The sequence below is a fragment of the Micrococcus lylae NBRC 15355 genome, from assembly GCF_001570885.1.
Classification (GTDB): Bacteria; Actinomycetota; Actinomycetes; order Actinomycetales; family Micrococcaceae; genus Micrococcus; species Micrococcus lylae.
The window spans coordinates 1-23331 of record NZ_BCSN01000017.1 but is presented as its reverse complement, the minus strand read 5'-3'; the positions used below and the strand labels follow the sequence as shown (position 1 = coordinate 23331).

At 69.5% G+C, this 23331-nt stretch carries 25 protein-coding genes; 14 read left to right on the top strand and 11 right to left on the bottom strand.

What is annotated here, in order from left to right:
• The first annotated feature begins 164 nt into the window (after positions 1 to 164).
• The 3 genes from MLY01S_RS05225 to MLY01S_RS05215 all read left to right on the top strand — a co-directional run bounded on the left by MLY01S_RS05225 (position 165) and on the right by MLY01S_RS05215 (position 3293).
• Positions 165 to 1571 (top strand): FAD-binding oxidoreductase, encoded by a 1407-nt coding sequence (locus MLY01S_RS05225; protein ID WP_067189985.1) that lies wholly within the window; start codon positions 165 to 167, stop codon positions 1569 to 1571.
• Between the two features lie 127 nt (positions 1572 to 1698).
• Positions 1699 to 2505 (top strand): GTP pyrophosphokinase, encoded by an 807-nt coding sequence (locus MLY01S_RS05220; RefSeq protein ID WP_082739737.1) that lies wholly within the window; start codon positions 1699 to 1701, stop codon positions 2503 to 2505.
• A gap of 32 nt (positions 2506 to 2537) precedes the next feature.
• Complete coding sequence (locus MLY01S_RS05215; RefSeq protein WP_070639467.1) at positions 2538 to 3293, top strand: TVP38/TMEM64 family protein; 756 nt, start codon at positions 2538 to 2540, stop codon at positions 3291 to 3293.
• Positions 3294 to 3307: 14 nt separating this feature from the next.
• On the opposite strand, the gene MLY01S_RS05210 is transcribed toward MLY01S_RS05215, so the two are convergent.
• From MLY01S_RS05210 to MLY01S_RS05200, 3 genes are read right to left on the bottom strand one after another with little or no spacing between them, the layout of a single operon-like run.
• Positions 3308 to 3676: a gamma-glutamylcyclotransferase gene (locus MLY01S_RS05210; protein WP_209279940.1), complete on the bottom strand. Its 369-nt coding sequence runs from the start codon at positions 3674 to 3676 to the stop codon at positions 3308 to 3310.
• A complete protein-coding gene (locus tag MLY01S_RS05205) occupies positions 3673 to 4044 on the bottom strand; it encodes a 4a-hydroxytetrahydrobiopterin dehydratase (protein ID WP_167635502.1) in 372 nt (123 codons plus the stop codon). Before MLY01S_RS05205 ends, MLY01S_RS05210 begins: the two co-directional genes overlap by 4 nt.
• 41 nt (positions 4045 to 4085) lie before the next feature.
• The gene (locus tag MLY01S_RS05200; RefSeq protein ID WP_067189981.1) at positions 4086 to 4397 is read right to left on the bottom strand and encodes an ArsR/SmtB family transcription factor; all 312 of its coding nucleotides are present in this window, start codon (positions 4395 to 4397) and stop codon (positions 4086 to 4088) included.
• A 77-nt stretch (positions 4398 to 4474) separates the two neighbouring features.
• On the opposite strand from MLY01S_RS05200, the gene arsB reads away from it, so the two are divergent.
• The 3 genes from arsB to MLY01S_RS05185 all read left to right on the top strand — a co-directional run bounded on the left by arsB (position 4475) and on the right by MLY01S_RS05185 (position 6609).
• A complete protein-coding gene (gene arsB, locus MLY01S_RS05195) occupies positions 4475 to 5617 on the top strand; it encodes an ACR3 family arsenite efflux transporter (RefSeq protein ID WP_082739736.1) in 1143 nt (380 codons plus the stop codon).
• Positions 5614 to 6030, top strand: a complete 417-nt coding sequence (locus MLY01S_RS05190) for an arsenate reductase ArsC (RefSeq protein WP_067189979.1) — start codon at positions 5614 to 5616, stop codon at positions 6028 to 6030. The genes arsB and MLY01S_RS05190 overlap by 4 nt, the downstream gene beginning before the upstream one ends.
• A gap of 141 nt (positions 6031 to 6171) precedes the next feature.
• Entirely contained in the window at positions 6172 to 6609 is a 438-nt protein-coding gene (locus tag MLY01S_RS05185) for an arsenate-mycothiol transferase ArsC (protein WP_067189978.1), read from the top strand.
• Between the two features lie 100 nt (positions 6610 to 6709).
• Here the strand turns inward: MLY01S_RS05185 and MLY01S_RS05180 are convergent, their stop codons facing one another.
• The 3 genes from MLY01S_RS05180 to MLY01S_RS05170 form a co-directional block, all read right to left on the bottom strand.
• The gene (locus MLY01S_RS05180) at positions 6710 to 7264 is read right to left on the bottom strand and encodes a maleylpyruvate isomerase N-terminal domain-containing protein (RefSeq protein ID WP_067189976.1); all 555 of its coding nucleotides are present in this window, start codon (positions 7262 to 7264) and stop codon (positions 6710 to 6712) included.
• Between the two features lie 113 nt (positions 7265 to 7377).
• Entirely contained in the window at positions 7378 to 8877 is a 1500-nt protein-coding gene (locus MLY01S_RS05175; protein ID WP_067189975.1) for a SulP family inorganic anion transporter, read from the bottom strand.
• 74 nt (positions 8878 to 8951) lie between these two features.
• Positions 8952 to 9767: a hypothetical protein gene (locus MLY01S_RS05170; protein WP_067189973.1), complete on the bottom strand. Its 816-nt coding sequence runs from the start codon at positions 9765 to 9767 to the stop codon at positions 8952 to 8954.
• A gap of 410 nt (positions 9768 to 10177) precedes the next feature.
• On the opposite strand from MLY01S_RS05170, the gene MLY01S_RS05165 reads away from it, so the two are divergent.
• The gene (locus tag MLY01S_RS05165; protein ID WP_067189971.1) at positions 10178 to 11185 is read left to right on the top strand and encodes an IS481 family transposase; all 1008 of its coding nucleotides are present in this window, start codon (positions 10178 to 10180) and stop codon (positions 11183 to 11185) included.
• A 61-nt stretch (positions 11186 to 11246) separates the two neighbouring features.
• On the opposite strand, the gene dld is transcribed toward MLY01S_RS05165, so the two are convergent.
• The gene (gene dld / locus MLY01S_RS05160) at positions 11247 to 12962 is read right to left on the bottom strand and encodes a D-lactate dehydrogenase (RefSeq protein ID WP_067189969.1); all 1716 of its coding nucleotides are present in this window, start codon (positions 12960 to 12962) and stop codon (positions 11247 to 11249) included.
• Positions 12963 to 13349: 387 nt separating this feature from the next.
• On the opposite strand from dld, the gene MLY01S_RS05155 reads away from it, so the two are divergent.
• The gene (locus MLY01S_RS05155; RefSeq protein WP_067189967.1) at positions 13350 to 14681 is read left to right on the top strand and encodes an ISL3-like element ISPfr3 family transposase; all 1332 of its coding nucleotides are present in this window, start codon (positions 13350 to 13352) and stop codon (positions 14679 to 14681) included.
• A gap of 100 nt (positions 14682 to 14781) precedes the next feature.
• Here MLY01S_RS05155 and MLY01S_RS05150 read toward each other — a convergent pair whose 3' ends face one another.
• Entirely contained in the window at positions 14782 to 15537 is a 756-nt protein-coding gene (locus MLY01S_RS05150; RefSeq protein ID WP_067189965.1) for a sulfite exporter TauE/SafE family protein, read from the bottom strand.
• A 166-nt stretch (positions 15538 to 15703) separates the two neighbouring features.
• Between MLY01S_RS05150 and MLY01S_RS12390 the strand changes: the two genes are divergently transcribed.
• On the top strand, positions 15704 to 16462 hold the full coding sequence (locus MLY01S_RS12390; RefSeq protein WP_067189963.1) for a DUF6318 family protein: 759 nt from the start codon (positions 15704 to 15706) through the stop codon (positions 16460 to 16462).
• Positions 16463 to 16517: 55 nt separating this feature from the next.
• On the top strand, positions 16518 to 17444 hold the full coding sequence (locus MLY01S_RS05140; protein WP_245232129.1) for a PKD domain-containing protein: 927 nt from the start codon (positions 16518 to 16520) through the stop codon (positions 17442 to 17444).
• A 121-nt stretch (positions 17445 to 17565) separates the two neighbouring features.
• Here MLY01S_RS05140 and MLY01S_RS05135 read toward each other — a convergent pair whose 3' ends face one another.
• Both MLY01S_RS05135 and MLY01S_RS05130 read right to left on the bottom strand, forming a co-directional pair.
• Positions 17566 to 18054, bottom strand: coding sequence for an SRPBCC family protein (locus tag MLY01S_RS05135; RefSeq protein WP_067189961.1), 489 nt, complete (start codon positions 18052 to 18054; stop codon positions 17566 to 17568).
• Between the two features lie 115 nt (positions 18055 to 18169).
• Positions 18170 to 19204 carry an Ltp family lipoprotein gene (locus MLY01S_RS05130; RefSeq protein ID WP_067189959.1) on the bottom strand — a complete coding sequence of 345 codons (1035 nt, stop codon included), beginning with the start codon at positions 19202 to 19204 and terminating at the stop codon, positions 18170 to 18172.
• A gap of 302 nt (positions 19205 to 19506) precedes the next feature.
• On the opposite strand from MLY01S_RS05130, the gene MLY01S_RS05125 reads away from it, so the two are divergent.
• Both MLY01S_RS05125 and MLY01S_RS05120 read left to right on the top strand, forming a co-directional pair.
• A complete protein-coding gene (locus MLY01S_RS05125) occupies positions 19507 to 20262 on the top strand; it encodes an SDR family NAD(P)-dependent oxidoreductase (RefSeq protein ID WP_067190032.1) in 756 nt (251 codons plus the stop codon).
• Positions 20263 to 20343: 81 nt separating this feature from the next.
• A complete protein-coding gene (locus tag MLY01S_RS05120; protein WP_067189957.1) occupies positions 20344 to 20919 on the top strand; it encodes a P-loop NTPase family protein in 576 nt (191 codons plus the stop codon).
• Positions 20920 to 20965: 46 nt separating this feature from the next.
• Here the strand turns inward: MLY01S_RS05120 and MLY01S_RS05115 are convergent, their stop codons facing one another.
• Positions 20966 to 21676, bottom strand: a complete 711-nt coding sequence (locus MLY01S_RS05115; RefSeq protein ID WP_067189955.1) for a type 1 glutamine amidotransferase domain-containing protein — start codon at positions 21674 to 21676, stop codon at positions 20966 to 20968.
• Positions 21677 to 21925: 249 nt separating this feature from the next.
• Between MLY01S_RS05115 and MLY01S_RS05110 the strand changes: the two genes are divergently transcribed.
• A complete protein-coding gene (locus MLY01S_RS05110; protein WP_067189953.1) occupies positions 21926 to 22414 on the top strand; it encodes a hypothetical protein in 489 nt (162 codons plus the stop codon).
• Positions 22411 to 23286 (top strand): EamA family transporter, encoded by an 876-nt coding sequence (locus MLY01S_RS05105; RefSeq protein WP_245232206.1) that lies wholly within the window; start codon positions 22411 to 22413, stop codon positions 23284 to 23286. Before MLY01S_RS05110 ends, MLY01S_RS05105 begins: the two co-directional genes overlap by 4 nt.
• Positions 23287 to 23331 lie beyond the last annotated feature (45 nt).

Below are 23331 nucleotides of genomic sequence, written 5' to 3'. Positions count from 1 at the left end.
GGTCGGTGCTCGGGCGTCGGGGCGGGGTGCTCCTCGACGGCCTGACATGTAGCCGCCATTCAAGGCGAACACTGTGACCTGCGCAATACCCCCCAGCCGACGACTCGGTGTCGGAGCCCTCGCCCCCCGCAAGTCAAAGCCATGTCATGGGTCACACTGGACCCATGCAGACCGACCGCCGCTCCCCCGACGACGTCCTGACCCGCCTCTCCGAGTCCCTGCCCGGCCGCGTGGACACGGCCGCCGAAGTCCTCACCGCCGCGCGGACCGACCGCTCCGGCCACCGCTCCGGCGCGGACCCGCTGGCCGTGGTGCACGCGCAGTCCGTGGAGGACGTGCAGGCGGTGTGCCGCATCGCGGACGAGACCCGGACCCCGCTGGTCGTCCGTGCAGCGGGAACCGGGCTGGCCGGCGGGGCCGTGGCCGGCGCCGGCGAGCTCGTGCTGGACCTGACCGGCATGGACCGGATCCTCGAGGTGTCCCCCGCGGACCGTCTGGCCGTGGTCGAGCCGGGCATCCTCAACGGCGACCTCAACCGCGCGCTGGCCGAGCACGGCCTGTGGTGGGCCCCGGACCCGGCCTCCAAGGACATCTCCACGGTGGGCGGCAACATCGCGATGAACGCCGGCGGCCTGCTCTGCGCCAAGTACGGCGTGACCCGCGAGGCCGTGCTGGGCCTGAAGGTGGTCCTGGCGGACGGCTCGCTGATCGAGATGGGCCACCGCAGCGTCAAGGGCGTCACGGGCTATGACCTGACGGCCCTGATGATCGGCTCGGAGGGAACGCTCGGCGTGATCGTGGAGGCCACCCTTGCACTGCGCCCGGCGGTCCCCGGCGAGGTGGTCACACTCGGCGCGTTCTTCCCGGACGTCGTGGCCGGCGCCGCCACCGCCGCCGCGATCACCACGGCAGGCCTGGTGCCGGCGATCATGGAGCTCGCGGACGAGGCCACCCTCGCCGCGATCAAGGACTACGCCGGCCCGGACGGCGCCGACCTGCCCGAGGAGGGCGCGTTCCTGCTGATCCAGGCCGACGGCCCCGGCGCGGCGGCCGAGGGCACGCGCATGCTCGAGTTGGTTGTGGCCAACGGCGGCACCGGACGCATCGCCGAGACCCCCGAGGAGGCCGAGCGCCTGGTCGCCCTGCGCCGCAGCGCCTTCCCCGCCCTGGAGCGGCTCGGGACCCCGCTGGTGGAGGACGTGGCGGTGCCGCGCACCAAGATGGTCGAGATGTTCGCGCAGATCCGTGAGATCGAGGCCCGCACCGGCGTCCGGATCCCCACTGCGGCCCACGCCGGGGACGGCAACCTGCATCCGATCCTCGTGTTCGGCGAGGCCGATGGGGTGGGCGGCTCCGGCGAGATCCCGCAGCACGTGTGGGACGCCGCCGGCGAGGTCTTCCGGGCCGCCCTGGACCTCGGCGGCACCCTCACCGGCGAGCACGGCGTCGGCCTGCTCAAGCGCGACTTCCTCGCCGCCGAGCTCGGCGAGGTCCAGGACGAGCTGCAGCGCCGCATCAAGGCCGTGTTCGACCCGCACGGGATCATGAACCCCGGCAAGGTCTTCGTCTGAGCCGGCCGAGCGCCCACGGCGGGCCGGACGCGGAGGGCGAGCCGCCGTCGTCGTGGACCGCCCCGGTTCTCCACAGGCGGCGCCCACCTCCAGCGACAGCGCAGACTCGATCAGTACCCTCGAGACCATGCCCTCTCCCGCACCGCAACCGGACGAGCCCCCGGCCGGCGACGCCCCTGCCCCCGGCTCCGCCCTGGTGCCGCTGAGCGGCACGCCGGTCTCGGATCTGACGCGGCTGCCGCCGGCGGTGGCCCAGGCGCTGGACACGATGCGTTCCGAGTTCGAGCGCTTCGACCTCGAGTACCGCTCCGCCCTGAACCAGGTGGAGTCCCGCCTGGAGGTGCTGCAGGACGAGTTCACACACCTGCACGACTACAACCCGATCGAGCACATCGCCACCCGGGTGAAGTCGGCCCAGTCGATCCTGCGCAAGGCCACGGCCCGCGGGCTGACCTTCGACCTGGACGCGCTGCGCACGGAGATCACGGACATCGCCGGCGCCCGCGTGGTCGTCTCCTTCAGCGCGGACGTCTACCGGGTGTTCGAGCTGTTCACCGCCCAGCCGGACATCGAGCTGCTGCAGGTGAAGGACTACATCGCCGAGCCCAAGGCGAACGGCTACCGCTCCCTGCACTGCATCGTGCACGTGCCGGTGCACTTCTCCACGGGGGTGAAGCTCGTGGTGGTGGAGGTGCAGTTCCGCACGAGCGCCATGGACTTCTGGGCGTCCCTGGAGCACAAGATCAACTACAAGTTCGACGGGGACATCCCGCCGCACATCGTCACCGAGCTCACGGCGGCCGCGGACGTCGCCAACGAGCTCGATGCCCGCATGGAGCACCTGCACCGGCAGGTCCGGATGCACGAGGCGGACGCGGAGGACGAGGGGCTCTTCCCGGCCGACATGCTGTTCACACCGTCCGAGGAGGAGTAGAACCGGGCCCGGATGGGGGAGGATGACGTGCTGTGAGCACCCCGCACCCCTCCTCCGGCCCCGACGTACAGTCGGTGCTGCGTGCCGTCCTGCTCGTGGCGGTGGCGGCCGTGTTCCTGTGGCTGGCCCTGACGGTGCGCCTGCCGGAGCTGGACGAGCTGCGCGAGACCCTCGACGGCTACGGGGCGTGGTCCGGGCTCGTGTTCGTCGGGGCCTACGCCGTGGTGGCGCTGACGCCCATCCCGGTGACGATCATGGCCGTGGCCGGCGGCCTGCTCTTCGGTCCCCTCGCAGGGTCGCTGCTGTCCGTGGCGGGGGCCTCCGCAGGGGCGGTCGGGGCGTACGGCATCGCCCGGCTCGCCGGCCACCAGGTGGTCATGAAGGGTCTGGGTCGGCACGCGCACCGGATCGACAAGGCCCTCGAAGAGCGCGGGTTCCTGGCGATCATGGCCCTGCGCTGCGCACCCGGCCTGCCCTACTGGCCGGTGAACTACGGTGCGGGCGCCGTGGGCGTTCCCTTGGGCACGTTCGCACTCGCCTCCACGCTCGGCTCGATCCCCGGTCAGGTGTCTCTGGTGTCGATCGGCGCGTTCATCGCGAAGCCGGGCGTGGTCAACGGCGTGATCGTGGCCCTGGCCTGGGTCGCCGTCCTCGCGCTGACCTGGTGGTCCGCACGCCGCTGGAAGCGGCAGCGGGACGAGGCCCGCGAGGGGCACGACGACGGCCGCTCACCCTCCGAGGGCTCCTCGCCGTCCCGTCCGGCTGGGTCGGCCGACGGGGACGGCTGAGACCCCGCCGGACGTCAGCCCTCGGCGGGGACGGCCTCCGGGACGAGCTCGTAGATCCAGGCGGTGACGGTCTCCTCCTCCACCGGCACCTCGACCTGCACGGGGACGCGGCGGTAGCCGGGACCCTCGAACTCGTCGAGGCGGCCCCAGTGGTCCGGCAGATCCGCGGAGGCGAACAGCTGCACGGGCACCGGGTCCGCGGCGGGGTCGAGCACGACGCCGGGGTAGCCCTCGGCACGGCCGACGCCCGAGGGGTAGAGCCGGGCACGGATCAGCGCCGGCGTCCAGGTGCCGTCCATGCCCTCCATGATGTGCTCGTTCGGCTCGCCGGGGCGGAGCGTGCCGTAGGCGGCGAGCAGGTGGTCCTGCGGTGGGACGCTCACGCGTGGTCCTCCGCGGTCAGGCCCTCCCCGGCGAGGATCTGGGAGACGGTGCGGGCCATGCGCAGGTCGCGGGAGGTGAGGCCGGAGACGTCGTGGCTGACCAGGGACACGGCCACGCGGCCCCAGCCGAACTCGAGGTCAGGGTGGTGGTCCGCGGCCTCGGCGGCGGCGGCGATCTGGTTCACGGTCATCAGTGCGGAGGCGAAGTCCGGGGTCTGGCAGGCGGTGTGCAGGCGACCCTCGCGGACGGTCCAGCCGGCCAGGGACTCGTCCTGGGACAGGGCGGCGGCCACGGCGTCCTCGGCGTGGACCTCCTTGGCCGGGGCGGACAGCAGGGCGTTCAGGTCTGCGGCGGAGTTCTCGCTCATGGACGCCATTGTGTCCGTCGGGCCGGAGGATGCGCGACCCCTCAGCCGAAGGAGAGCACCTCGCGCAGGGGTGCGAAGGCCTCCGGCACCACGGTGTAGTGCGCCCAGCGCCCCCGCTTCTCGCGCGTGACCAGGCCGGCGTCCACCAGGCGCTTCATGTGGTGGCTGACCGTGGGCTGGGAGATGCCCAGCCGGTCCACGAGGTCGCAGGAGCAGACGGCGGCGCAGTCCTGGGCGGCGAGGTGGGAGAGCAGGCGCAGGCGCATGGGGTCAGCCAGGGCCTTGAGCACGGCGGCGTGCGCCTCGGCCTGCTCGGCCGAGAGCTCACGGACGGCGGGTCGGCAGCAGGTCATGCGGGCCACAATACATCGACGCTCATCGATGTGTACTGTGGGTGCGTCACCACCGCCCCGTCACCGAAGGATCCCCGATGACCTCCACTCCGGATCGCTCCGCGCCGGACCGGGCCCCGCTCCGGCACTCCGGCGGCACGCCGAGTGCGGCCGCCGAGGTCCCGCGCCTGTCCTTCCTCGACCGCTGGCTGCCCGCCTGGATCCTGCTGGCCATGGCCGCCGGGCTGCTGCTGGGCCGGCTCGTCCCGGGCCTGGACGAGGCCCTGGACTCCCTGAAGGTCGGCAACGTGTCCCTGCCGATCGCCCTCGGCCTGCTCGTGATGATGTACCCGGTGCTGGCCAAGGTCCGGTATGACGAGACCGCCCGCATCACCGCGGACCGCAGGCTCATGGGGCTGTCGATCCTGTTGAACTGGGTGGTCGGTCCGGCGCTGATGTTCGTGCTGGCCTGGATCTTCCTGGCGGACCTGCCGGAGTACCGGACAGGCCTGATCATCGTGGGCCTGGCCCGCTGCATCGCCATGGTGCTGATCTGGAACGACCTCGCGTGCGGCGACCGCGAGGCCGCCGCCGTGCTGGTGGCCGTGAACTCGGTGTTCCAGGTGCTCGCCTTCGGCCTGCTGGGCTGGTTCTACCTGCAGGTCCTGCCCGGCTGGCTGGGCCTGGAGACGACGACGGCCGGGTTCTCCTTCTGGGCGATCGTCGCCTCCGTCCTGGTGTTCCTGGGCATCCCCCTGCTGGCCGGCTTCCTCACCCGGCTGATCGGCGAGCGCGCCCGCGGCCGCCAGTGGTACGAGGACACGTTCCTGCCGAAGATCGGCCCCTGGGCGCTCTACGGCCTGCTGTTCACGATCGTGCTGCTGTTCGCCCTCCAGGGCGAGGCCATCACCACGCGCCCGTGGGACGTCGCCCGGATCGCCCTGCCGCTGCTCGCGTACTTCGTGGTGATGTTCGGCGGCTCGCTGCTGGCCGCCAAGGCGGCCGGCTTCGACTACGCCCGCTCGGCCACGGTGGCCTTCACCGCCGCCGGCAACAACTTCGAGCTGGCGATCGCCGTGGCGATCGGCACCTTCGGCGTGACCTCCGGTCAGGCGCTGGCCGGCGTGGTCGGCCCGCTCATCGAGGTCCCCGTGCTGGTGGCCCTGGTGTACGTCTCGATGTGGGCGGGGCGCTGCCTCTTCCCCGCCGATCCCACCGTCCCCAGGAGGGTCTCCCGATGACCGCCGACACCGCCCGCCCGTCCGTCCTCTTCGTCTGCGTCCACAACGCCGGCCGCTCCCAGATGGCCGCCGCCTGGCTCGAGCACCTGTCCCGGGGCCGGATCGAGGTCCGCTCCGCCGGCTCCGCGCCGAGGGACAGCGTGAACCCCGCGGCCGTGGAGGCCATGGCCGAGGAGGGCATCGACATCTCCGCGAACACCCCGAAGGTCCTCACCCCGGAGGCCGTGCAGGCCTCGGACGTGGTGGTCACCATGGGCTGCGGGGACACCTGCCCGTTCTTCCCGGGTAAGCGCTACGAGGACTGGGTGCTGGAGGACCCGGCCGGCCTCGGCGTCGAGGCCGTCCGTCCGATCCGGGACGAGATCCGCCGGCGCGTGGAGGCCCTGGTGCAGGAGCTGCTCCCCGGCGCCTGACGCCCGCCCCGGACCACCGGCCGGACACGGTCGGCTCGAACGGCCGCGGGCTCCGCATGCTCTGGATAGCCTGAGGACGGCCCCTCGGCTCCGGACCGACGGGCAGGACAACCGGCGCCGGACCGACAGGCGGGAGAGCACATGGACAGGCAGAAGCAGGCGACCGCGCCGAGCGCGACGGCCCGAGTGCCGCGCGTGCTGTTCGTGTGCGTCCAGAACGCCGGCCGCTCCCAGCTGGCCGCCATGTTCCTCCAGCAGCTCGGCGGCCGCCTGGTGCACGTCGACTCCGCCGGGTCCCGCCCGGCCGAGGCCGTCCACGAGAACGTCGCGCAGGTGATGACCGAACACGGCGCCGAGGTCGAGGGCCTGAAGCCCCGTGCGCTCACGGACGAGAAGGTCCGCAGTGCCGACTACGTGATCACCATGGGCTGCGGGGACGACTGCCCCGTGTTCGAGCACGTGCACTACGAGGACTGGCCCGTGGGAGACCCGGACGAGGCGGACTGGCAGGCCCTCGAGCGGATCGTCGAGGACATCGAGCGCCGCGTCGCGGACTTCTGGGACCGCATCCGCCGCTGACCTGCCCTCGAGGTCTCCCCGCACCGGGCGAGACCGGCCCTCAGACGCACGGAGGCCGCCCGCCGGGAGGCGAGCGGCCGTCGTCGTGAAGGGAGCGAGGTCAGCCCTTGCGGCCCATGCGGGCCAGAAGCCTCTGCTGCCGGGAGGCGTCCTCAGCCACCTGCACCGGCTCCGCGAGAATGCCGGGCGTGTAGGCGCGGTCCCCGAACGCGTCCAGGGTGGCCTCGAGTCGGTCCATCTCGACGTCCGTGAACTGCACGTCGATGCCCTGGGAGCGGCCCAGGTCCCAGCGGTGCACCACCAGGTCGAAGCCGTGGAAGCGCAGCAGGGCGTCGCCCACCGTGGACTGGCCCAGGGCCGTGGACATGGTCTGGTTGACGAAGCTCTTGTCCCCCGCCAGGGCCTGAATGGCGGCGGAGTGCTTGATCCACTGGACGCGGCGGTCCATGGAGCGGGAGCCGTCGAAGATCGGCACCTCACGGCCGTTGCGGGCCGCGAAGTCGCGCTGCGCGGTCACCATGTGCTCCAGCAGCTGCGCGGCGTCCCACTCGGCGCAGGGCGTCTGCGCGTGCCAGTCGGTCACCTGGTCCACCACGGCGGTGAAGTCCTTGGCGTACGCGGTCCAGCGCGCCTCGATGTCGGTCTGTGCGGTCATGGAGCCATTCTCCCCGGTCAGTGCCCGGTTCGCCATAGGGAACGACGGGGCGAATCGTCACATCGCCGCCTCGCTGCAGGGAGGAAGCGCGCCCTCCCGTGCCGGGACCCGGCTCAGCGCAGCAGGTCCCCGAACCGCTCCCGCAGGCGACGGCTCGCCGGGTCCATGCCGACGATCTCGACGGCGGTCCCGCGTCGGTCGTACTTCTCCAGCACCGAGTCCAGGGCGGCCACGGTGGAGGCGTCCCAGAGCTGCGCGCCGGTGAGGTCGATCTGCACGTGCGCCGGGTCTTCTGCGTAGTGGAACTGCGTGTAGAGGTCGTTGGAGGAGGCGAAGAACAGCTGCCCGGTGACGGTGTAGGCGGCGGTGGTGCGGCCGTCGTCGTCCTTCAGGACCCGCTCCACTCGGACGAGGTGGGCCACACGGCGGGCGAAGGCGACCATGGCCACGAGCACGCCGGCGCCCACGCCGAGGGCGAGGTTGTGGGTGGCCACCGTGACGACCACCGTGGTGACCATGACGACCGTCTCGGACAGCGGCATGCGGCGCAGCGTGGACGGGCGGACGGAGTGCCAGTCGAAGGCGGTGACGGAGACGTAGACCATCACGGCGACCAGCGCGGCCATGGGCATGAGGGCCACCCAGTCGCCGAGCAGCAGGATCAAGGCGAGCAGGAAGACGCCGGCCAGGAACGTGGACAGGCGGGTGCGGGCGCCGGAGGCCTTCACGTTCATGAGGGTCTGCCCGACGACGGCGCAGCCACCCATCGCACCGAACAGGCCTGAGATGCCGTTGGCCACACCCTGCGCCCAGGACTCGCGGGTCTTGTCCGAGCGGGTGTCCGTGATGTCGTCCACCAGCTTGGCGCTCAGCAGCGACTCGATCAGCCCGACCAGGGCCATGGTGAGGGCGAACGGGGCGATGGTCCGCAGCGTCTCCGCGGTGAGCGGAACGTCCGGGAGGACGAAGAACGGCAAGGACCGCGGCAGCTCGCCCTTGTCGCCGACCGCCGGGATCTGGATGCCGCCAAGCACCGCGACGGCGGTGACCACCACGATCGCGATGAGCGGCGCCGGGACGTTCGGGCCGAGGCGGGAAAGCCCGACGACCACCGCCAAGCCGAGCGCGGTGAGCGGATAGACCGCCCAGGGGACGCCGATGAGCTCCGGGAGCTGGGCGGAGAACACGAAGATCGCCAGCGCGTTGACGAACCCGGCCATCACCGACCGCGGGATGAAGCGCATCAGCTTCGCGATGCCCGCGAGGGCGAAGAGGATCTGGAAGACGCCGGCCAGGACCACCGCGGCGAGCATGTACTCCACACCGTGGGAGGCCACGAGCGGGGCCAGGACCAGCGCGGTGGCACCGGTGGCCGCGGAGACCATGGCCGGGCGCCCGCCCAGCACGGACGTGGTGACCGCCATGATGAAGCTCGCGAACAGTCCGTAGCGAGGGTCGACGCCGGCGATCACCGCGAAGGCGAGCGCCTCCGGGATGAGGGCCAGCGCCACGATGAGACCCGCGAGGACCTCCGTGCGCAGCCAGCCGGGGCGGCGCAGGGTGGCCAGCACGGACTGGCGGAGCTCGGGGGCAGGCTCTGGGACGTCGCTCACTCCGCGGACCTCTTTCGCAGCAGGTGTAGGGCGGAATCAACCTAGCGGCCCGGCGCCCTCCCCTGGTCCGCGAGTCAGTCCTCGAACGGGGCAGGGTCTGTGCTGTCCAGCTGGGTGGACCGGAACAGCTCGGCCATCTCGTCCTCGTCGTAGGCGTTCGCGGGGCAGGCGTACTGGAGCGAGACCCAGGACTGCTGCTCCGGGATGACGCGGGCGAGGAAGGTGGTCTCGAACTCCTGGCCCTGGGAGTTGGCGTAGGTGCCGGACAGGCTGACCGCGTCCGTGGTGCCGGCGTCCATGAACAGGTGGATCTCTGCCTCGCCATAGGTGAAGTCGGTCTCGGCGGCCTGCCTGGACAGCCCCTGCTCGAACTCCTCGGCAAGGTCCTGGCTGGCCTCCCGTGCGCTCTGGTCCGGGTCCGGCTGCACGCGGTTCTGGGAGGACGTGAACCGGCAGCCCTGGGAGTTCTGCAGCTGGTTGATGCCGTTCTTGTCGATCACGGAGGTCTCCCAGCCCTCCACGTTCAGGGGGAAGGACCAGCGCGGAGGATCCTCCGGGAGGCTCGGACCGGCCTCGGCAGAGGAGGCGTCGGTAGACGAAGCGTCGGCGGAGCCTGTCTCCGAGGTGGACGGCGAGGCGGATTCAGAGGCGTCGTCGGCCGACTCGGACGCCTCGGTGGCCGAGGCGGACTCGTCCCCGGTGGGCTCGGTCCCGTCGGACTCGTCCCCTGCGGATTCTCCTTCGCTCTGGCTGGGCGAGGCGGCAGACGGCGAGGCCTCGGTGGCGGTTCCCTCATCCGGGTCCGACTCGTCGGCTCCGCCACAAGCGGTGAGCGCGAGGGCTCCGGCGGCGAGCAGGGCGGTCAGTGATGTGGTCCTGGACGCACGCATCGGCTTTTCCTCCATGGTCCGCGGTGACTGTGATCTACCTCTCACGCTAGCCGGATACACGGCTCTTCCCAGATGAGGGTGTAGCGCACGTCGCGCGGCGGGCCGGCTCGTCGATGTGGCCGGTGGCGAGGATTTCGCCGGTGTGCCGGCCGTCGCGGGTCAGCTGACGGCGTGAGGCGATGACCCGTTCTCGGACCGGGCGCGGCCCTCGCCGCCACGCGATTCTATGGCCTGCCCAGCCTCTGACCGATGTCTCGACTCATCCGTCCCGGTGGACCTAGGGAGTCGAGCCCTAGGTGTTGTGGGTCATGAGGTTCTTGGCACGAGGCCCGGGCTGAGATGAGACGAGCGGGCCCCGCCCGGCAGGATGGAAGTTCCTACACCACCCATCCGCTGGAAAGAGCCCGCTCATGACCCACGCTAACGCACCCCTGACCCCCACCGGCCGTCTCAGGATGGTCCACCGCCACCTGAACGACGGGATCCCACAGGCGCACGTGGCCGCCGAGTTCCGGGTCGCACGTCCCACGGTGGCCACCTGGGTGGCCCGCTACCGTGCCGAAGGCGAGGCAGGACTGCAAGACCGCTCCTGCCGGCCACGACGCTCTCCCGCCCAGCTCGACCCGACCCTGGTCACCCAGATCCTCACCCTGCGCCGGGAGTGCAAGTGGTCAGCCCGCCGGATCCATCACCACCTCGTCTCCGAAGGCCACCAGCTGTGCCTCCGAACGGTGGGCAGGTGGCTGCACCGGCTGGACATCTCCCGGTTGCCAGACCTCGCGCCCACGGGTGAGGACCTGCGCCAACGACCGCAGAAGATCACCGCCCGGGCTCCGGGGCACATGGTGCACCTGGACGTGAAGAAGATCGGGCGCATCCCTGACGGGGGCGGCTGGCGTGCTCACGGACGGGACTCCGAGAACGCGCGAGCGGCCAAGCGCGGGACTGGCCGACGGGTCGGCTACACCTACCTGCACTCGGCGATCGACGGGTACACCCGGCTGGCGTACACCGAGGCGTTGGAGGATGAGCGGACGGTGACCACGATCGGGTTCTTCTGCCGGGCGCGGGCGTTCTTCGCCGCCCACGGCATCCGGATCGACAGGGTGGTCACGGACAACGGGAACAACTACCGGGCCGCGGACTTCACCGCCAAGGTGGTCTCGCTCGGGGGCCGGCACCACCGGATCCGCCCATACACCCCGCGTCACAACGGGAAGATCGAGCGGTACAACCGGCTGATGGTCGACGAGGTCCTCTACGCCCGCCCGTATACCTCAGAGACAGCTCGGCGTGAGGCGCTGGCCGTGTGGGTGAACCACTACAACTACCATCGGCCTCATACCTCCTGCGGGAACGCCCCGCCGGCCTCGTTGGTCCCGGCCCGAGTCAACAACGTCATGACCTCTTACACCTAGGTCCACCCGAGATGGATAAGACATCGCTCAGGCTCTCACGGCGTCGCGCTACCTTGGGGACTTAGGCCCAGTCCTTGTGCGGCGACGTGCCGCCGATACCGGCGTTGAACGTATTCGTCGGATCGAGCTCCTTGAAGTGCTCTTCCATGGACTCCGGCAGCTTGTAGATGCGACCGTAGTTGTGCTCGGCGGGCAGCTTCGCGCCGCGCTCCTCCAGCAGGTGCTGGATGCGGTCGTGCAGCGCCTCGAGATCCACGCCCTGCTTGGCGACATAGTCCTGGTGCATCACATGGCAGAAGAAGTGCCCGTAATACGCCTTGACCTCAAGCTGGTCGTCGATCTCCTCCGGCAGCACCTCGAGCCAGTTCCAATCGTCGCGACGCAGGGCCACATCGATGGGGATGAGCCCTGCGATGTGCCGGCGCTTCAACGCGGCGTAGCGAGTGGCGGCACTGGCCGCGCCGAACCGGTTGAGCGACGCGCTCTTTTCTTCATCAGACGTGCAGATGAAGAACTCACCAGTGTGCTCGGGCTCTGCGAAGAACTCCTTGAGCATCTTCTCGCTCGCGGCCTTCTGCGACTCGCTGACGGTGAGCAGCAGGTGATGCTCGAAACGGTTGCGGTACTCCATCATGCGCTTGGGCAGCTGGTTGGGCAGCACGCTGAACATGGCTTGCGATACCGTGTCGGCGAAGGTCGGACCAATGCCGGGAATCTTCGAGAACAAGCCGTTGGCCCACGTCTTGAACGAGAACATGCGCGTCTGCAGCGCTGGACTCATGAACTTCAGGAAGACGAAGGTGTCTTTGCCGTACTTCTCGGCCAAGTCGAAGGCACTGCGGCCCATGTACTCACCAGAGATAGGCAGCGGCATGTCGGCTTCGAGGAACAACCGACGGATCTCTTCGAGCTCGTGCGTGTTGTTCGTGCCGATGTAAAACACGGTCGGGTGCACTTCGCGAGGGAAGGTGCGGGTGCGCACCGCGAACACCATCAGCTTGCCGGCCGAGCCGGAAGCCTCGAACAGGTACTCGGGGTTCGCATTGTAGCGAGCAGGCGAAGGCACGATCTTGCGCAAGTGCTCGGCGTACTCGGTCTCGTTCGAGTCTTCGGGAGCTGGGGTGACATCCTCGGGAGACCACTCGCCGCGCTGTAGACGGTCGAGTGCGACCTCAGGGTCGTCTCCGAGCGAGATGCCCAGGTGATTGACCAGCTCGACCTTGCCGTCGTCGTTGACGCGGGCGAAGATCGCTTCGCGCGTGAATGCCGGACCCTTGCGAATCTGGCTGCCGCCCGAGTTGTTCGCGATGCCGCCGATGACCGAGGCGCCGATTGATGTCGACCCGATCACCGAGTGCGGCTCGCGCTGGTGCTTGGCGAGCGCGTCGGTCAGGTGTGTCAGCGGGGTGCCCGCGAGCGAGATCGCCTCGCGCGCGTCGTTGATGAGGTGCACCTCATCGATGCGGTGAGTCGAGATGATCACAATGGGGCGATCGTAGTCTTGGAAGCCGGGGCCGGATCCACCAGTCAGGCCCGTGTTCGATGCCTGCGGGATGACGATGAGGTTGTTGTCGACGGATACCTGCAGCGCCCGCCACATCTCGACCAGCGTGCCGGGGCGCACCACGGCGAAGACTGGTCCCCCGCCGAATCGATAGCCTTTGCTGAATGGCATCGTGGCACGCTCAGAGGTCAGTACATGTTCGTCGCCGACGATTCTCTTGAACGCATCGATCGCTTCGTGCGAAGCCGTGGTGGTCTGTCCTGGTCGCGTCATCTCTAAGCTTCCTATATTCAGTTGCATCACAAGCGCGTCATGATGCTGAGGGGATGTCGCCTTGATCCGAGCTAGTCCGCGGTCGTTCATTTTTTGATGGGCGGGGAAACGAGCCAGGGGGGCGACGTCTGCGACCGTCTGCCCGGAAGCTCGCTACGGCGTCCAAGGAGTGTGCGTATGCATGTGCATACGCGCATCCTCATTGTAGAAGATGCGCATCAGATAGTTTCGGACCGCGGTACTTTCGGACTCCGGTAGGTTCGGAGGCTCTTCCCAGATGAGGGCGTAGCGCACGTCGCGCGGCGGGCCGGCGCGTCGGTGTCGGGGTGAGGGTCGAGGTCTCCCGAGGATGAGAGCTCCTACACACTCAGCCCGAAAGACCTCGACGTGCACGACGCTACCGTCGGCGGGCGCGCTGATGCGTTCGCCAGCCCCGACCTGACTGCCTTCTGCCGCCTCGACGAACTCGGCCTCGTTGTCACCGGGCAGCGACTCGAGCCGGATCGTGCCGTATTGGCCTGTCAGGTGGTCGAGCCCGACCAGTGGTGCCGGCGCTGCGGCTGCGAAGGGAGACCACGTGACACCGTGGTCCGACGGCTTGCCCACGAACCACTGGGCTGGCGGCCCACGACGCTGGAGGTCGTCGTGCGCCGTTACCGCTGCAGCGGCTGCGGGTATGTGTGGCGCCAGGACACCACCGCCGCGGCCGAGCCCCGGGCCAAGTTGTCTCGGCGCGCTCTGCGGTGGGCGCTGGAAGGGATCGTGGTCCAGCACCTGACCGTGGCTCGGGTCGCCGAGGGGCTCGGGGTGGCCTGGGACACCGCCAACGACGCCGTTCTGGTCGAGGGCAAGCGGGTGCTGATCGACGAGGAGCACCGCTTCGAGGGGGTGAAGGTCGTCGGGGTCGATGAGCACGTGTGGAGGCACACCCGTCGCGGCGACAGGTACGTCACCGTGATCATCGACCTCACCCCAGTGCGAGATGGCACCGGCCCGGCACGGCTGCTGGACATGGTCGAAGGACGCTCCAAGCAGGCGTTCAAGACCTGGCTGGTCGACCGCCCGCAGGAGTGGCGCGACGGCGTGGAGGTGGTCGCGATGGACGGCTTCACCGGGTTCAAGACCGCCGCCGTCGAGGAACTGCCCGACGTGGTGACCGTGCTAGATCCCTTCCACGTCACGCGCCTCGCTCGCGAGGCGCTCGATGAGTGCCGACGGCGAGTTCAGCAGGCCATCTGTGGGCACCGCGGCCGCAAGGGCGACCCGCTCTATGCCGCCCGCCGGACCCTGTCCACCGGCGCCGACCTGCTCAACGACAAGCAGAAGGACCGACTGGACACCCTGTTCGCCGACGACGCCCACGTCGAGGTCGAGGTCACCTGGAGCGTCTACCAGCGCATGATCGCCGCCTACCGCCACGAGAACCGGCGCCACGGCCGCGAGCTGATGGCCCGGCTCATCGACTCGATCAGCACCGGCGTCCCCAAGGCCCTGGTCGAGATCACCAAGCTCGGCAGGACGCTGAAGAAGCGCGCCGCCGACGTCCTGGCCTACTTCGACCGGCCCAGCACCTCCAACGGGCCCACCGAGGCGATCAACGGCAGGCTCGAGCACCTGCGCGGCTCGGCGCTGGGGTTCCGCAACCTGACCAACTACATCGCCAGATCCCTGCTCGAGACCGGCGGGTTCAGACCCCGACTACACCCTGGATTCGGATGAGCCGGATACACCTGTGAGGACCAGGGCCGGGGCGTCTCGAGGGCGCGGCGTGCCAGACGAAACGGACGGGCCGAGCGCGACGATCACTCCCGGGCCGTGTTCAGCCGACGAGTTCTCCCACACCTCGAACGACCGCCAGCACACCGCCGGCGGAGGCGATGCAGAGCGCCAGGACACGTGCCTTGGCCGGGTCCACCCGTCGGGCGACGCGCGAGCCGATGAGGATGCCGAGCGGCGCGCCGAGGAGGACGGCGCCCCAGACCGGCCAGGGAACGTGCACGTCCCCGGGGACGGCGGCGCCGAAGAGGGCCTTGGTGCCGATCGAGGTGAGGTTGGCGAGCAGGAAGATCGGCTGGAGGGTGGCTGCCCAGGACCGCTGCTCCCACTTGGCGGCCACCGCATAGACGGCGAGCGCGGGCCCGGCGACCCCGGCGGTGGTGTTCATGAACCCGGCGACCGCTCCGGACCCGTAGACCGCGCTGTTGCCGGTGAGGGTGAACCGCTGCTGCAGACCGAGGGCGGCGGCGATGGCGATGAGGATGCAGGTGCCGAGCAGGATCTCGAGCCATCCGTGGTCCAGGGAGGCCACCGCCCAGGCGCCGAGGAAGGAGCCGGCGATCAGCAGCGGCGCCAGCCGCAGGAACCTGGGCCAGTCCACGTGCCGGCGGAGCATGAGGAACAGGATCAGTGCGGCGACCGAGGCGGCCACGTTGGAGAGGGTGACGCCGGCGATCGGGCCGACGAGCAGGGACAGCGTGGGCGCGGCGATCATGCCGACGCCCATGCCGGCGACCCGCTGCAGCACGGCGCCGAGAGCGATGAAGCCCAGGGCGATCAGGGCATGCAGCAGGTCCATGGGGTGAAGTATGCCGACGCGGCCTGTGGACGACTCGCAGATGTCCTGGCGGGTCTGCCTACACTGTGAGCCGAGTCACCGCCGACCACGGGGGTCGGGGACGTTGGGGATCAGCGGACCTGCCGGTGGCGTCAACTGTCGAATGAGACATCTGGAGGGGTTTCTCATGCGCTTTCGCGCACCTTCCCGCGGGCTCGCCCTGTCCGCGGCGCTTCTGCTCAGCCTGACGGCCTGCGCCGGCGGTGACCCGGAGGAGGAGGCCACCGCCTCACCCACGACGACGGCACCCGCCTCCGCCTCGGACGGCACCGCCTCGGAGGGGTCGAGTTCAGAGGGGTCCGAGTCCGACGTGCCTGAGGAGGGCGAGGCGAGCGACGCCACGTCCAGCGATGCGGACTCGACCGAGGCCGGCGGCAGCGGCGACGGCGGTGAGTATGTCCCCGCCTCCGAGGACGGCCCGGCGCAGAACGTGCCGAAGCCGCAGATGCCGGAGGAGATGAAGGAGGAGACTCACGAAGGAGGCACTGCTGCCGTTGCCTATTGGTGGGACACCCTCTACTACCTGCAGCAAACTGGTGATGCGGGCCCAATGCTCGAGGTCTCGTCTGAGGACTGCGCATACTGCCACCGGTACGCGTCGGAGCTTGAGGCGCTCTACGCAGAAGGTCAGTGGCATACAGGGTCTAAGCCGCAAGTGGTCTCCTCGCAGGTTGGCGGTGACAATCCACAGAAACGCGCCTTGGCGCTTACCTCCTTGATCACCCTGGGAGAGAGCACTCACTTCGATGAGAATGGTGGGATCGTCAAGGACGGGTCCACGCCGGAGTTCAAAGATGACCCCTGGTACAACGATGTTCGCTTCAACCCAGAGAAGGGGCACTGGGATGTGACCTACACTGCGCCGGGCGGTCCAGAAAATGAGTAAACCCTTCGCTGCTACGACTCTCACTCTCGTCGCACTGACCGCATCCATGGCATTGATGACGGCCGCCCCCTCTGCGTTCGCCGAGACCAATTTTCCGAAGTGCCAGAAGGGAGAGATTGACGCAAAGGTCCACAACAAGAAGTTCCTCGTGGGACAAGACTGCAAGAGCGACGGTCGAGCCGATTTTTCGAACGGACCAGCTCGAAACGGCTACGCCAAGAAGTCTCAGAGCAAGAAGAAGCCCAGTCACATCCAGGTCTCCTACGTCGACGGGTGCTACCAGGACCAGCTGATGACACCTGACCTCCGGGACTGCAACTACCAGTTGAAGACGTTCTGTGGCGAAGGCCGGCGCTGGATCCGACGCATGGAGGTGAACACCAGGATCGAGGAGAACAAGGCAGGGTCGATCGTCTACGGACCCCGCGTCTGTGTCGACGAAGACGGCAACGTGGTCCCCGGTGCGGGGCAGGAGTCCTTCGACCTGAACGACGTCGCGGGGCTGATCACCGTGCCGCCCCGCCTGCACGCCGACAACGGCGGGCGCGGCATCCGTCACGCCCACACGAACTTCTACACGGATGCGATCTACATCCTGCAGAACTCGACCTTGAACGGTGAGCCTGCACTGATTCGTGCCACGCCCATCGAGTACCACTGGGACTACGGCGACGGAACGACCCGCACGACCGAGGTGGCCGGGTCGAGCCAGTCCGAGTTCAACGTAGAGACCGCGACAAGCCACCAGTACGAGGAGACCGGCACCTACACGGTGACCCTCAACACCGTGTACATGGGCGAATACTCCCTGGACGGTGGCCAAACATGGATACCGATCGATGGGACGATCAGCCGCGAGTCGGACCCGCTTCAGGCCGACATCTTCCGCACGGTCACCCGGAACGTCGCCGACGACTGCGTGGAGAACCCCAGCGCCTGGGGCTGTGGAGCCCCTGGCGAGGACAGCGACCCCGCCCGCTGATCGGCGTCCGCGCTGTCCCTGACCTTTCGCCGAAACCCGTGACAGCCGAAGGCCCCGTCACCGAGCCGCTCTCGGTGGCGGGGCCTTCCGCCGTCCGACGCACACACGCCGGATCGAAGTCTCACGCCCGCAGCGACTCGGCCACTGCGGCCAGCCGCTCCACGGAGGCCATGAGTTTGTCGGAGGTCGTGGCACGGGCACGCGCCTGACGCTTCGGATCGTCCACCAGCCCGGTCCAGTCATAGGTATGGATCACGCGGCACCGGTCGTCGCCTTCCGCGATGACCTCCCAGCGCCACAGGTGGCCCAGCTGAGGCTCTCCCACGAGTGAGGGCTTCCAGGCGATCAGCCGGCCCTCCTCGAACTCCACCACCTCGTTGGCACGGTCCTGCCCGTTCGTGAGAGTCATGACAAACACATCGCCGACCTCGTGGACCCGCTGGTCCGGGGCGGCCTCCTGCAGGTTGTCGTTCCCGTCCCACTCCGGCTGCTTCGCCGGGTCCGCGATCAGACCGAAGACGTCGGGCGCCGGCGCGGCGACCTCCCGCTCGGCCCGCACGACCTTCTGCTCACCCTCCGGCGCTGAGGTGGTGTTCTGCGTTGTCTCCATGGGCTCAATGTAGGACCGGCTGTCTCCCAGCACCAGACGCCGCACCCCGCCTGGGCCCGGCCGAGGGCAGGCCCCTCACGGAGACCCGCCCTCGGACATGGTGCAGACCTGGACGTCAGAGGCCGACTGCGCTGGCGCCGGCAGCGGCCTGCTCAGCGGAGAAGCCGTCGAACATCAGCTGGTCGATCAGCTCCGAGCGGGAGAAGGCCATGAACTCCAGGTAGCTCTTGGCCTTCTTCGCAGCCTGCGCCGTGTAGTCCACCGTCAGGCTGTCCACACCGTGGGTGGCCTCGGCCGTGGTGAACCCGTCGTACACCAGCTGCTCGATCAGACCCTGACGAGAGAACGCAATGAACTCCAGATAGGACTGTGCCTTCTCCACGGCCTGGGCGTTCCAGTCGACGCCGAGGCCGTCCACGGCTGCGGACGCTTCCGAGGTGGTGAACCCGTCATACGCCAGCTGCTCGATCAGACCCTGACGAGAGAACGCGATGAACTCCAGATAGGACTGTGCCTTCCGGGCCGCCTGCGTTCCGGAGACGGACTGTGCCGGGGCCTGAGCAGCCGGCGCAGCAGCCTTCTCGGCCGCCGCCTGCTCCTGCTCAGCCTTCTCGGCAGCGGCCTTCTCCGCGGCGGCCTCGGCCTCAGCGGCGGCCTGCTCCTCCGCCTCCTTCTTGGCCTGCTCCTCAGCCGCTGCCTTGGCGGCGGCCTCCTCCTCAGCCTCCTTCTTGGCCTGCTCCTCAGCCGCTGCCTTGGCGGCGGCCTCCTCCTCGGCCTTCTTCTTCGCGGCCTCCTCTTCGGCTGCCTTCTGGGCAGCGGCCTCCTCCTCGGCCTTCTTCTTCGCGGCCTTCTCCTCCGCCTCCTTCTCGGCACGGCGGGACTCCTTCGCCGCAGACTCGCTTGCGGCCGATTCGCTGGCCGCGGCCTTCTTCGACTCGTCGGCCTCCTTGGACTTGTCGACCTTGGACTTGTCAGCGTCGTCCGAGGACTCGGAGGCAGAGGCGGAGGCGGGCTGGGACGAGGAGGAGGCGGCCGCCGTCGGGGTGGAATCCGCGGCGGCGGTGGTGTCCGCATCGGCGCAGCCGGCCAGCAGGGCGAGGGCGGCCAGGCCGCCGGTCAGGACGAAGAGGGGCGAACGGGAAACGGTCATTGTCACTCCAGGACGGGAAGCACACCAGGATGCTGGTGAGTCAGCGGACACAGGGTTTGTGTCCATGCCGCGCACAGTACGGACGAGGCCGGACACGATAAGCCCATGCCCTCACCCACAGCCCGCCGACCTGCCCCGCAGGTGACGGTCCGGTGACGATCTCCCCAGTCCGCCGGTCCTTGCTGGCCTGCGCCCCGGTGAACGGCCAGTGTGGGCGGCACGGGTGCCGGCTCAGGCCCGCGCCACCATCCCCGAACAGCTGCCCGCGCCGGGCAGGACAGGAGTGATCTTCCATGACCCACATGCCGTTCGCAGACCGCGTCGCCCTCGTGACGGGAGCCGGTTCCGGCATCGGCGCCGCGATCGCCCACGAGCTGGCCGTCAAGGGCGCGAAGGTCGTGGTGTCGGACATCGACGAGAAGAACGCACAGAAGGTCGTCCAGGAGATCACGGACGCCCGCGGCACCGCGGTCGCTTTCGTGGCGGACGTGTCCTCCCGTGAGGACAATGAGAACCTCGTCCGGTTCGCCGTGCACACCTACGGCAAGCTGAACTACGCCGTGAACAACGCGGGCGTCGGCGGCCCGCCGGCACCGGTGGGAGAGACCGAGCTGGACGCCTGGGACAAGGTCATCGGCATCAACCTCAACGGCGTCCTGTACGGCATGCGCTACCAGATCCCCGCCATGCTGGAGGCCGGCGCCGAGGAGTCGGGCATCGTGAACATGGCCTCCGTGCACGGCATGGTCGCCGCACCGAACAGTGCCGCCTACACCGCGGCCAAGCACGGCGTGGTCGGCATGACCCGCAACGCCGCCGCCGAGTACGGCCCGCAGCAGCTGCGCATCAACGCTGTGGGACCGGGCTACATCCGCACTCCCCTGCTCGAGGCCAACCTGGACGCCGAGGCTATGGAGGCCATCGCCGCCAAGCACCCGATGCAGCGCCTGGGCACCTCCGCGGAGGTCTCCGCCCTGACCTGCTTCCTCCTCTCGGACGCGGCCTCCTTCATCACCGGCGGCTACTACCTCGTGGACGGCGGCTACACGGTCGTCTGACCGCTCTCCCTGGGCCTACGGCCGGGCTCCTTCCCCGCGGAAGGCGCCCGGCCGTCGTCGTGGTTCCGCCATACTCATGGCATGCCCCTCCTGCTTCCCGACGACGGCACCCGACTCCCCCTCGACCCCTCCCGGGTCCTGGTGGCAGGCCCCTCCGGAGCCGGGAAGTCCACGCTCGCCGCTGAGATCCACGCGGAGCTCGACCTGCCCTACACAGAGACGGACTCCCTGTACTGGGGCTGGAACTGGACGCCCCGGGAATGCTTCCTCGAGGACATGCGGGCCTTGGCAGCCCGTCAACGGTGGGTGGCCGAGTGGCAGTACAGGGGCGCCCGGCCGATCCTGCTGGAGCGGGCCACGGTGATGATCTGGCTGGACCTGCCCGTGCGCACCGTGATGCGTCAGGTGATCCACCGGACGCTGCGGCGAAGGAGGACGCGTGAGCGGATCTGGGGCACCTCGGTCGAGCCGCCGCTTTCCACGTTCTTCACGGACCGGGACCACATCGTCCGCTATGCCTGGCGGACACGACACACGGCCGCTGGACTGGTGGAGGCGGCTCTGGAGCAACGGCCCGGCCTTCCGGTGCTGCGGGCACGCTCCCATGTCGAGGCCCGGCGGGCGGTGCGACGACTCGCGGAGAGCAGCGCAGGCTGAGCCCGGACGACGGCAGACCCGACCGCCCCCGCACCGTGGGCGCGGCTCAGCGACCGACCGCGTCCAGGTCCTCGATCAGCTGCTCGGCGAGCGGCTGCGCCGAGGCCGGGTTCTGGCCGGTGTAGAGGTTCCCGTCCACCACCACGTGCGGACGCATGGGGATGGCGGCCTTCTCATAGACGACGCCGTTGTGCTGCAGCTGGGACTCGAGGGTCCACTTGGCCTTGCGGGCGGCGGGCACGAGCTTCTCCTCGGCGTCCGAGAAGCCGGTCATGGTGCGGCCGCGCACGGCGATGGTCCCGTCCTGTGCCTTGGACGCGAACACGGCGGCCGGGCCGTGGCAGAGGAAGGCGATCGGGGCGCCGGCGTCCATGCGTCGGGCGATCAGCAGGCCGGAGGCGGGATCGTGCGCGAGATCCTCCATGGGGCCGTGGCCGCCGGTGTAGAAGACGAGGTCGTACTCCGCCTCGTCCACGTCCTCCAGGCGCAACGGTCGGTCGAGCTCGGCGCCGATCTGCGTCAGATACGCCTTCGTCTGCTCGCGCTGGGACGGTGTGCCGCCCATGACGCCCAGGGACGCCTCGTCCACGGTGGGGGTGACGCCGCCCGGCGTGGCGATCGAGACGTCCCAGCCGGCCTCGCGGAACAGGCGGTGCGGGGTGGCGAGCTCATCCGCCCAGTAGCCGGTCGGGTGGACGGAGCCGTCCTTCAGGGTCCAGCCGTCCGCGGCGGAGACGACGAAGAGGACAGAGGTCATGGTGTGAGGATCCTTCCTTCGGTTCTTCCCGACGACGGCACCCGGGCCGGGTGCCGACGTCGCCTGGGGTGCCCCACTCTTCCGATGTCAGCGGTGTGCAGGGAAGGGGTGAGGGGTGCCCGGAAACGGATGCCGAGGGCATTCTCAGGCAGTGAGAAGGACCCAGTCAGGCGTCCTCCGCCGGAAGGTGACAGCGGAGGCGGGGATGCGCGCCGTCGTCGGGAAGGCGGCGCGGATAGGCTCGAGGGCATGACCACGCCGTTCCAGAAGCAGAAGCTGCGCTCGCTCATCGCCGACCTCGCCGAGCAGGACCAGTGGCCGGAGGACCTGGCCGAGCAGGCCTCCGCGCTGACTGCCGACGACCCGGTGTACCCGGAGATGGCGAAGGTGGCCGACGGGCTGGTGGCGGCGATCGGCGCCGGCATCCACCTCGGCCCCGAGGAGGTGTGGCCCGGCGTGAAGGAGCGGTTCCTGCAGGTGGCACCCAAGGGCGAGGACGGTCAGCCCGGCCAGCTCGAGCTGCTGACCTACCAGTGCCTGCACGCCCTGAGCGAGGGCGCCGGGTCCGAGTACTTCCGGTCCCGGCTCGACGCGTTCCCCGGCCCCTATGCGGCGCGCGGGTTCTCCAGCGCGATCGACTACCTCGTGTACTCCGTGGCCGTGGAGCTCGACGAGTCCCCCGAGTCCGTCTACGCCGGCGTGCGAGCCGGGCAGTACTCGGAGGTCGAGGCGGGGTGAGGCCCCAGGGTCACCCGCTGGGCCTGATCCTCATGACCGCGATCGTGCCGGTGCTGTGGGGCTCCACCTATGTGGTGACGCGCCAGTGGCTGCCCGCGGACATGCCGCTGACCGGCGCTGCGATCCGTTCCCTGCCGGCCGGGCTGCTCCTGCTGGCGTTCACCCGGCAGCTTCCGAAGGGCCAGTGGTGGTGGCGGTCCACGGTCCTGTCCTTCATCACGATGGCCCTGTTCTTCGTGCTCGTCTACACCTCCGGGGCACGCCTGCCCTCCGGTGTGGCGGCGACCCTCATGGCCTCGGGCCCGCTCGTGATGGTGGTGCTCGGACGGCTGCTGCTGAAGGAGAAGGCGCCGGTCATGGCGTACGTGGGGGCCGTCGTCGGGATCCTGGGGGTGGCGTTGCTGGCGGGCTCGGCGATCGCCACGCTGGACGTGATCGGCGTGGTGGCCGCGCTGGTGGCCGTGCTGATCTCCTCGCTCGGCTACGTGCTCGCGAAGAAGTGGAAGCCCCCGGTGAGCTCCCTGACGTTCACGGCCTGGCAGCTGACGATCGCCGGGGTGATGCTCACGCCGACCGCCCTGCTCGTCGAGGGGCCTCCTCCGGCGCTGGACCTGCCCGCGATCCTCGGCTTCGCCTACCTCGGGCTCATCTGCACCGGCCTGGCCTACGTGCTGTGGTTCCGCGGCCTCGCCGGGCTGCCGGCCCGGACCGTGGGCATCCTCGGCCTGCTCAACCCGCTGGCCGGAACGATCCTCGGAGCCCTCGTGGCCGGTGAGCTGCTCTCGCCCGTGCAGGCGCTCGGGGCGGCGACCATCCTCCTCGGAGTGGGGCTCGGTCTGCTCACCACGCCGAAGCGACGCCTCAGGCGCTGACCCGGCCCACGACGGCGACCGGCCCCTCCCGCCTGCCCTGCAACG

Coding starts and splice junctions, on each gene's coding strand:
- MLY01S_RS05140 (WP_245232129.1), top strand. CDS start 16,518: ATGACGGCCGCCCCCTCTGCGTTCGCCGAGACCAATTTTCCGAAGTGC.
- MLY01S_RS05225 (WP_067189985.1), top strand. CDS start 165: ATGCAGACCGACCGCCGCTCCCCCGACGACGTCCTGACCCGCCTCTCC.
- MLY01S_RS05110 (WP_067189953.1), top strand. CDS start 21,926: ATGACCACGCCGTTCCAGAAGCAGAAGCTGCGCTCGCTCATCGCCGAC.
- MLY01S_RS05170 (WP_067189973.1), bottom strand. CDS start 9,767: ATGCGTGCGTCCAGGACCACATCACTGACCGCCCTGCTCGCCGCCGGA.
- MLY01S_RS05165 (WP_067189971.1), top strand. CDS start 10,178: ATGACCCACGCTAACGCACCCCTGACCCCCACCGGCCGTCTCAGGATG.
- MLY01S_RS05180 (WP_067189976.1), bottom strand. CDS start 7,264: ATGACCGCACAGACCGACATCGAGGCGCGCTGGACCGCGTACGCCAAG.
- arsB (WP_082739736.1), top strand. CDS start 4,475: ATGACCTCCACTCCGGATCGCTCCGCGCCGGACCGGGCCCCGCTCCGG.
- MLY01S_RS05190 (WP_067189979.1), top strand. CDS start 5,614: ATGACCGCCGACACCGCCCGCCCGTCCGTCCTCTTCGTCTGCGTCCAC.
- MLY01S_RS05185 (WP_067189978.1), top strand. CDS start 6,172: ATGGACAGGCAGAAGCAGGCGACCGCGCCGAGCGCGACGGCCCGAGTG.
- MLY01S_RS05220 (WP_082739737.1), top strand. CDS start 1,699: ATGCCCTCTCCCGCACCGCAACCGGACGAGCCCCCGGCCGGCGACGCC.
- MLY01S_RS05115 (WP_067189955.1), bottom strand. CDS start 21,676: ATGACCTCTGTCCTCTTCGTCGTCTCCGCCGCGGACGGCTGGACCCTG.
- MLY01S_RS12390 (WP_067189963.1), top strand. CDS start 15,704: ATGCGCTTTCGCGCACCTTCCCGCGGGCTCGCCCTGTCCGCGGCGCTT.
- MLY01S_RS05200 (WP_067189981.1), bottom strand. CDS start 4,397: ATGACCTGCTGCCGACCCGCCGTCCGTGAGCTCTCGGCCGAGCAGGCC.
- MLY01S_RS05135 (WP_067189961.1), bottom strand. CDS start 18,054: ATGGAGACAACGCAGAACACCACCTCAGCGCCGGAGGGTGAGCAGAAG.
- dld (WP_067189969.1), bottom strand. CDS start 12,962: ATGACGCGACCAGGACAGACCACCACGGCTTCGCACGAAGCGATCGAT.
- MLY01S_RS05130 (WP_067189959.1), bottom strand. CDS start 19,204: ATGACCGTTTCCCGTTCGCCCCTCTTCGTCCTGACCGGCGGCCTGGCC.
- MLY01S_RS05120 (WP_067189957.1), top strand. CDS start 20,344: ATGCCCCTCCTGCTTCCCGACGACGGCACCCGACTCCCCCTCGACCCC.
- MLY01S_RS05150 (WP_067189965.1), bottom strand. CDS start 15,537: ATGGACCTGCTGCATGCCCTGATCGCCCTGGGCTTCATCGCTCTCGGC.
- MLY01S_RS05205 (WP_167635502.1), bottom strand. CDS start 4,044: ATGAGCGAGAACTCCGCCGCAGACCTGAACGCCCTGCTGTCCGCCCCG.
- MLY01S_RS05125 (WP_067190032.1), top strand. CDS start 19,507: ATGCCGTTCGCAGACCGCGTCGCCCTCGTGACGGGAGCCGGTTCCGGC.